Source organism: Bradyrhizobium sp. 33ap4 (assembly GCF_032654765.1).
In the GTDB taxonomy this organism is placed as follows: Bacteria; Pseudomonadota; Alphaproteobacteria; order Rhizobiales; family Xanthobacteraceae; genus Bradyrhizobium; species Bradyrhizobium australafricanum.
This window is the reverse complement of record NZ_JAUMTJ010000024.1, coordinates 123,135-130,801: the sequence shown is the minus strand read 5'-3', so window position 1 is coordinate 130,801 and position 7,667 is coordinate 123,135. Positions and strand designations below refer to the sequence as shown.

At 63.6% G+C, this 7,667-nt stretch carries 8 protein-coding genes and 1 pseudogene; 6 read left to right on the top strand and 3 right to left on the bottom strand.

Annotated elements, in window-relative coordinates:
* Positions 1-552: 552 nt before the first annotated feature.
* The gene (locus Q2M23_RS20280; RefSeq protein ID WP_316396782.1) at positions 553-1,380 is read left to right on the top strand and encodes a YkgJ family cysteine cluster protein; all 828 of its coding nucleotides are present in this window, start codon (positions 553-555) and stop codon (positions 1,378-1,380) included.
* A gap of 30 nt (positions 1,381-1,410) precedes the next feature.
* Here Q2M23_RS20280 and Q2M23_RS20275 read toward each other — a convergent pair whose 3' ends face one another.
* Together Q2M23_RS20275 and Q2M23_RS20270 are read right to left on the bottom strand one after the other, a co-directional pair.
* Complete coding sequence (locus tag Q2M23_RS20275; protein WP_316396780.1) at positions 1,411-1,785, bottom strand: hypothetical protein; 375 nt, start codon at positions 1,783-1,785, stop codon at positions 1,411-1,413.
* Positions 1,786-1,925: 140 nt separating this feature from the next.
* On the bottom strand, positions 1,926-3,110 hold the full coding sequence (locus Q2M23_RS20270; protein ID WP_316396778.1) for an MFS transporter: 1,185 nt from the start codon (positions 3,108-3,110) through the stop codon (positions 1,926-1,928).
* 111 nt (positions 3,111-3,221) lie between these two features.
* On the opposite strand from Q2M23_RS20270, the gene Q2M23_RS20265 reads away from it, so the two are divergent.
* The 5 genes and pseudogenes from Q2M23_RS20265 to Q2M23_RS20245 all read left to right on the top strand — a co-directional run.
* A complete protein-coding gene (locus Q2M23_RS20265; protein ID WP_316396776.1) occupies positions 3,222-4,043 on the top strand; it encodes a helix-turn-helix transcriptional regulator in 822 nt (273 codons plus the stop codon).
* 88 nt (positions 4,044-4,131) lie between these two features.
* Positions 4,132-4,359: a hypothetical protein gene (locus Q2M23_RS20260; RefSeq protein WP_076831268.1), complete on the top strand. Its 228-nt coding sequence runs from the start codon at positions 4,132-4,134 to the stop codon at positions 4,357-4,359.
* Between the two features lie 85 nt (positions 4,360-4,444).
* Complete coding sequence (locus tag Q2M23_RS20255; RefSeq protein WP_316396774.1) at positions 4,445-4,663, top strand: hypothetical protein; 219 nt, start codon at positions 4,445-4,447, stop codon at positions 4,661-4,663.
* Between the two features lie 13 nt (positions 4,664-4,676).
* Positions 4,677-4,979, top strand: coding sequence for a hypothetical protein (locus Q2M23_RS20250; RefSeq protein WP_050385697.1), 303 nt, complete (start codon positions 4,677-4,679; stop codon positions 4,977-4,979).
* Positions 4,980-5,778: 799 nt separating this feature from the next.
* A pseudogene (locus tag Q2M23_RS20245) lies at positions 5,779-6,972 on the top strand (cation:proton antiporter); the annotation flags it as partial.
* Between the two features lie 76 nt (positions 6,973-7,048).
* Here Q2M23_RS20245 and Q2M23_RS20240 read toward each other — a convergent pair.
* Positions 7,049-7,495 (bottom strand): hypothetical protein, encoded by a 447-nt coding sequence (locus Q2M23_RS20240; RefSeq protein ID WP_028339233.1) that lies wholly within the window; start codon positions 7,493-7,495, stop codon positions 7,049-7,051.
* Positions 7,496-7,667: the final 172 nt, after the last annotated feature.

Genomic DNA, 7,667 nt, shown 5'->3' with positions numbered 1-7,667 from the left:
CCAAGGCGGCCTCCCCAAAAGCAGCCTTGAATCTGATTTGCTCCTAAAAGGGAATCCCTAGAGTCCACACCACCTAGTGCGAAAGCAGGGACCCATACTCCGCGGCGGTTGTTGTGAACGGGACTCGTCGTATCAGCATCGCGCAACAATCAGCATTTGTGGTTATGGGTCCCTGCTCCCGTGCGCAATTGCGCACTAGGCAGGGACGACACTGGCTGTGTTGCGCGGTCAGTGGTTTGACAGGTTTTCACTGAGTTGCCCGTCGGGTCGACTTGCCGCGGTGACAGAGGCTCGCGAGCTCGCGGACCTCGCCAGTCCTCTCACGCGAAGCGCCGGCCGCACGCGCTGCCAATCACGACGATTTGTCCTCAGGGATGCCATGCGCGTTTATCGGATGCGACACGTCGCCCTCACCGATACGCTTCGGCAGAATCTCGCAGCCGTCGGTCGCGGCACGTTCCGGATTGCACTGGAATATACCGTCGCCGAATACCGGCGGCCAAAAACACTGCACAAGAAGAGCCGGCCACGAGCCGGACAAGAAGAAAAACAATGGATCAAGTGGCGTTGGTCGTCGTTCGGGCGGTCGAGAGCGGCGCGACGACGACGAAAGATATTATCGGCGTGACCAGATTGTCGCGTCTCAAGGTCGAGCGTGCACTGAGCACGCTGGAGAAGCAGAAGCTGCTCCTCCGCGAACGGCAGGGCTCGTGGGCCCTCGGCTTTCCCGTGGCTCCGACGGTCAGAAAATGTGGATCATGCACCCTCTGCTGCAAGGTGCTTGAGGTGACCGATCTCAGCAAGCCGGTGAATACGGTCTGCAGCCACATCCTGGCGGGTGGCGGATGCGAGATCTACCACGAGCGTCCCCGGCAGTGCCGCTCATTCAGCTGTGCCTGGCTGCAAGGCCACCTCGATGATGATTGGTTTCCCGAGACCACGGGCATGGTGCCGCATTTCGGGCTCGACGCGCTGAATGTGCAGGTCGACCTCGATGATCCCGACCGCTGGCGCGAGGAACCCTATTTCAGCAAGCTGTGCGAACTTTCGTTGAAGGGCCTCAGGGTAAGTGAAGGGCGGCCGTATGCCACCCTCGTCATCGTCGGTCAGGACCGCTACCTGCTGCTCGGGCGGACCATCGTGCCCGATCCAACGCTGTTCGGCACCGCCTTCGTGCCGATTACGCTCGACACCTTCCGCTACTGGAAGGCAACATCGCTTGAGCATCTGCAGCGGTTGAACGATCGGGTCATGGAGATCCAGCGCATCCAGCAGGAGTTCGGCCATTGCGCCATCCCTGACGACGACGATCCCTCCCCGCCTTACCGGCCGGCTCTTCTCCAACGGTCGAAGGAACTGGGCGTGATACGCACGACGTGACGACAGCCGGACACAGCGCAGGTCAGTTCGTCATCTCAGGTGATACTTCCTGCCGTTGGTATTCGGTTCGGTGTTGTCGCTTGTCGAGAACATCAAGGCCGGGCCAAAGTAATTCCAGGTGTCCCGGTAAAATGCGAAGCGGCCGGCACCCTTGTCGATGATCTCTTGCTGGGCGGTGTTCGCGGGGCCGAGCAGCCGGTCGTCTTCGTACAATCGGGCAGTCTCGAGCGTGCCGTCCACGTATTTGACGGGGATGAGATACGCATATCCCTTGTAAACACGGAAGGCGCCACGCAGCAGGTTCCTGTCGATCGGACTCGGAGGAACCAGAAAAAGGAATGCGCTCGACGCCAAGGCAAAGAGCGTCGATCCGATCACGATGCGCGTGCTGGCAGATGTCCTCAACGATACTTTTCCCTTGGCTCTTGCTTGCGAAGCTTCCCGCCTTCTGTAGCGCGCGCCTGCGGCGCAGACAACCGACCGCCCGCCGCCGCGCCTTGTGGCGAGTGGGATCTGGCTCGCGATATTTCCGCATCGAACGACAATCAGATTGTCGCCGCACGGCCGGCTGATCGGCCCAGGACTGCCATCAACACCGTCGCGACGACGCAGCATGCGAGCGCAACCTCCCAGCTTCCGGTCGCATCATGGGCAAGTCCGGCGAGCGGCGGGCCCGCGGCGGCGAGCGAATAGCCCAGGCACTGCGCCATGCCCGACAGCGCTGCCGCCTGATGGCTGTGCGAGGTACGCAAGCTGACGAATGTCAAGCCGAGGATGAAGGCTGCACCCGCCCCGAAGCCGAACAGCGCGACCCACAGCATTGCGAGCGACGGACACTGCCACAATCCCAGCAGCGAGAGGCAGGTCGCAAGCGACACGGCGATCGCAATCCCGCGCTGGTCCTTCATGCGCCGGACCATCGGCCCGAGGATCAGGCCGGGAAGCGCGGTCGCCAATTGCAGCACACCGTGCAGCGTACCCGCCGTCGCCGCCGCGTAACCTGCCTGCACGAGGATGGCGGGCAGCCATCCGACGATGATGTAGAACACCAAAGAGGTCGGGCCGAGGAAGCCGGTCACCTGCCAGGCGAGCAGCGAGTGCCAGATGCGCCCGCGATGCGGCGGCGAGGCCGGCTCGACCGTCGGGGCCGCGTGCGTGCCCAGCTGGGGTGCCCAGGCTATCAGCGCCACCAACGGAAAGATCAGCGTGCTCGCAAGCGAGAGATGCCAGTTCGATCCCGGCAATTGCGCGAGCGGGATGGCCACGACAGATGCGAGCGCCTGGGCCAATGCGGACGTGATCGCGTAAGCGCCGGTCAGGCTGGCGATGCGAGTCGGAAAGTCCCGCTTGAGCAGGCTCGGCAGCAGCACATTTCCAACGGCGATTCCGGCACCAATGGTGGCGGTGCCCGCGAACAGCGCCCAGACCGGACCGGACGAGCGCAGCGCGATCCCGGCCGCGATGACAAGCAGCGCACCGAACAGCGACCGCTCGATGCCCCATTCGCGCCCGAGCACAGCTGCAACCGGTGAGATCGCGGCGAACGCCAGCAAGGGCAGCGTCGTCAGGATTCCGGCCTCGGCCGCGCTGATCCCGATGGTCTCACCGATCATGCCGAGCATCGGCGCGACGCCGGTAATGGGCGCGCGGAGCGTGGAGGCGATCAGCAGGATCCCCATCAACAACAGCCCCTGCCCGCCCAGCGTGCGCATCGGCGCTATCATCGTCATCGCATGCTCCTGCCCATCTGCGCCAAGCTATCGACTTGGCTGTCGGAAGAATTTACATATCTATTCTATCGATCGCTAAATTCGGTCACTCGACGGGTTTCCAGCTCCGTTATGGGCTTTCAACTTCGCTATCCCTGGCCGGACCTTGATCCGGATGACGTCGCGGCAACGGCCATCGCCGTGCGCCTCGACGTCACCGAAAACAAGGTCGAGGCAGCCGAGCATGCACACCGGAAGGGACAGCTCGTCTTCGCACTCGGCGGCGGCGTGATGTGCCGCGTTCCGAACGGGTTGTGGATGGTGCCGCCGCATTGCGGCGTCTGGCTTCCCGGCGGCACGCGCCACACCAATATCGCAACCGCCAATGCACGAATCTTCTTCGTCTTCATCGAGCCCGGTGCGGCCGACCTGCCCGACCGCTGCTGCACATTGTCGATCTCACCCTTGCTGCGAGAGCTGATCATCGCGCTTTCCGACCGTATGCAGCAGGACCACGGCACTGAAACCCTCGTTGCGCAATTGCTGCTGAGCGAATGGCCGCGCATGCCGCTGCAGCAGCTGCATCTGCCGATCTCGCCCGAGCCACGCTTGCGACGGATCGCGGCAGCGCTCGCCGACGATCCGGCCGATCGCCGCACGATCGCTGAATGGGCCGAACGCGTGGCGCTGAGCGAGACCAGTCTCGCGCGTCTCATCCTGAGGGAAACCGGCCTGACATTCGGACGCTGGCGTCAGCAACTGCATTTGATCGTCGCGTTGCGCGAACTCTCCGCCGGCGCGAGCGTTCAGCAGGTCTCGTCCGAGCTCGGTTATGAATCCGTCACAGCCTTCATCACCATGTTCAAGAAGGCGCTCGGCAAGCCACCGGCGAAATATCTCAGCGATATCATGCAAGGGAGCGGCTCGGCGTTCGCGGCTGGCGGGCGAATTTAGGAACACCGGTCGGCAACGGACGTTTTCGACATATCGGGCGAACGACAAGCGAGCCGCCTACGCCAAGCCAATGCAGCGAGGATGCCAGATGCCCTACGCGCTGTTCGATCGCGACAGACAGATCGACAAGGCTTTTCCGACGGAGAAGCAAGCGTGGGAACATGCACTGATCTGCGGACTGATCTTCGACGTTCCGGTGGCGGATGAAGCGCCGGGCCAGGTGCTGCCGGCCGGCTATCACATGAAGCGAATTCCCGGCGACAGCGAAGTGTTCGAACCGGCGCCCGAATGGAAGTTACCGAACGAAATTTCGTGATCGGCCCGCGGCAGGGTTGCCGGTTGCGATCGTGACGTTGCGCGATAAGTAACGCCGAACCAGACCAACAATTCAGGATGAGCGCATGGCCGAAACCGGCAAGATTTTTCACGTTCGCTGCGTCGACAACACGTTGCAGCGGGAGACGCTCTCGCTCGGACGCGTCTACGAGGTGACAAAGGATATCGAACGTGACGGCTATTACGAGCTCAGCGGATTGGGCCGCTTCAGCCGGTCCAGATTCGAGGTCGTCGAGCCGAACGACGACACGGCCGAAGTCCGGCGGACGTCTCGATCAAAATAGACAGGAGAGCGCGATGCCCAGAGGCGACAAGTCGAGCTATACCGACAAGCAGAAACGGCAGGCCGAGCACATCGAGGAAGGCTACGAGACGCGTGGCGTTCCGGATCGCGAAGCCGAGCGGCGCGCATGGGCGACCGTCAACAAGGAGACCCACGGCGGCAAGAAGAGCGGCTCCGGCCGCGGCACGCGCGAGGATCATTCCCCGTCGCGCAAGGGCGGCAAGCTCGGCGGCAAGGCGGCCGCGAGCCGCCCCGCGGCGGAGCGGTCGCGCTCGGCGAAAAAGGCGGCACGTACCCGCAAGCGCCGGGCCGCCTGACCGGCCGCGGGCGCCCCCACAGACAGCAAGACAATACCGCACGCCCGAGCATGATCCGGGAAAGTGCGCAGCGATTTTTCGAAAAAATCATGCTCAAACAACGAGCTAGAACGCGATGACGACGGCACCCGATCTCATCGCGCGTTAGGCGGCGGGCTCGCAAATGCGTGATCGGGTGCCACCACCGGTTGCCTTCATTTCGGCACCTATCGGGAACAGGCTGTCGGCCCAGGAAGCAAAAGCGAAGCGCAAAAGCGAAGCAAAGGCGGCCACCGCAGGGGGTGCCTGCAATTGACGTATCGGTCCCATAGCAGCTGGCAGGACGTGGATTTGCGCAATCTCGTCCGGGTCATATCGGCCTGCACCCTCGGGCTGTGGGCATTTGCGGCCGGCCTCCTGATCGGGACCTTCCTGCTTTGATGGATCAGCGCGGCACGCGCCGCCTTCCTACCCGCCGCTCAAGTGATGCGCGGCGACGAACAGGACGAGCGCACTAAGCACCAATGCCGATGTAGCGCCGGCAACGCTACGCGCGAGTTCAGCCTTCGAAAGATTGGATCTGGTTGCCATTGCAGCCTCCCGTTCGCGCGAGCTGAGCCACAGCCGCTCCGGCGGTCAGGCTCGCTCATGGAGACATTCGCATCACCAGGATGAACGCATCCTGAGCAAAACGAACCGCCGGTGCCTCTGTTCCAAAATCTGACCCAGGGGATCGCTTTCGGAACCCGGGCGTTGATCGCATGCGGCAAGCCGGCCGAGCCGCGCCGGAATTGGAAATCGGAGATGCCATGGTGATCCGCTGGGGGACACCCTCGGCTGGATCATCATCGCTGTCATCTTCAGCCTTGCCTCGCGCGGCAGCCTCGACATCCTCTCGGTCGCGCAGGCGCAGTTCTCCACCCTCGCCTTCCTCGCGGTCAGCTTCACGATCGGCCGGCGGGTGGTGTTCCGGCTGATCCGCTGGGCCAACGACAATCTGGTCTCTTCGGCGGCGGTGATCACCGCGATCCTGCTGTTGATGAGCGGGATAGCGATGATCACGCATCTGATCGGCGTGCACACCGTGCTCGGCGCCTTCATCGCCGGCGTGCTGGTCGGGGAATCCCCGATCCTGACCCGGCAGACCGACGAGCGGCTGCGCGGGCTGATCTCGAGCCTGTTCTTGCCGGTATTCTTCGGGCTTGCCGGCCTCAGCGCCGACCTCACGGTGCTGAAGGATCCGTCGGTGCTGGGGCTGACCGCGGCGCTGGTGCTGATTGCGAGCATCGGCAAGTTCGGCGGCGCCTTTGTCGGCGGTGCGCTCGGCGGGCTGACCCGGCAGGAGTCCTATGCGCTGGCGAGCGGCATGAATGCGCGCGGCTCGACCGAGGTGATCATCGCCACCATCGGCCTGTCGATGGGGGTGCTGAGCCAGACCATGTTCTCGATGATCGTGACCATGGCGATCCTGACCACGTGGCGATGCCGCCGATGCTGCGCGGCGCGCTGGCGCGGCTGCCGCTCGGCCGGGACGAGAAGGAGCGGCTGGAGCGCGAGGAATATGAGCAGCGCGGCTTCGTCGAATGCGCGGAAGATCCTGGTGCCGGTCTCGGGCAGCAACGTCTCGCGGCGCGGCGCCGAGGTCGCGATCGCGCTGGCGCGCCTTTCGAGCGAGCCGCTGCAGGTGGTCTACGTCTCGACCACACGCGACAAGGGCGCCCGCCGCACCAGCCCCAGCATGTCGCTGGCGCATGAGGAAGCCATCCTGAAGGACATCGCGGCGACCGCGGCGCGCTACGACATCAACGTAACGACGCGGCTACGTGCCAACACCGCACCTGAGGTCGCGATCCTGCAGGAAATCGCGTCAAGCCGGGCCGACCTCGTCGTGATCGGCGTCGACCGCATCCAGGGCGACAGCCTGAATTTCGGCAGCATCGCAGCGGCCGTGCTCGGCAAGTCGAAGGCGTCCGTGCTGCTGGTGTCGGATGGCGACGTCAGGCCCAAGACCTGAAACCCGAAGACTTGAAGCCCGAAGACCTAGAACAAGGACCTGAGGAAGGAGGTTCGAAGCGCGAGCGCGTCCGCGCCTACCACTCTTCCGGACAGGGATCGACGATCTTCCAGAGATCGATCCCGTTCTTGATCTTCTTCATCTCGGTGGTGAGCCCGCCATTGCGGCGGATCCAGTCCTTCACCGTATCGGGGTAGTAGGACATCAGGTCGGAGGTGCCCTCGAGGCTGGTGACCTTGATGCCGAAGGTGAAGGCCTTGTCGTAATAGGCCTGGTGGAAGCCGATGCTGGCCCGCGGCGTAACGCAGATCTTGTTCAGCGGCACGATGCCGAACACCAGCGTGCAGGCCGAGTTGCAGATGCCGTCGATCACGACGCGCTCGCGGCGCTCGCGGATCTGCTTGTACTTAGCCTTGTACTCCTCGACATAGCCGCCATGGTCGCGCGTGATGTGCAGCACCGCCCGCGCGGGCGTCGCGGCCAGAACCGAGAGCAGCAAGGCGACAAGGGGCGTGATGCGCATGGATCGTTCGAAACCGCGGGAAAGGCCGGGCCCGGGGGGACCTGACCGCAAGACTCTGGCCGGACTGTGTTGGCAATCCGTTAAGCATCCGCAAAAAGGCAAAATTTGGCGCGCTGTGGCTGATTTCCCGCAGCTTTTGGCCCCGCTTCCGGGTTAAATGGACCCCGGGGCG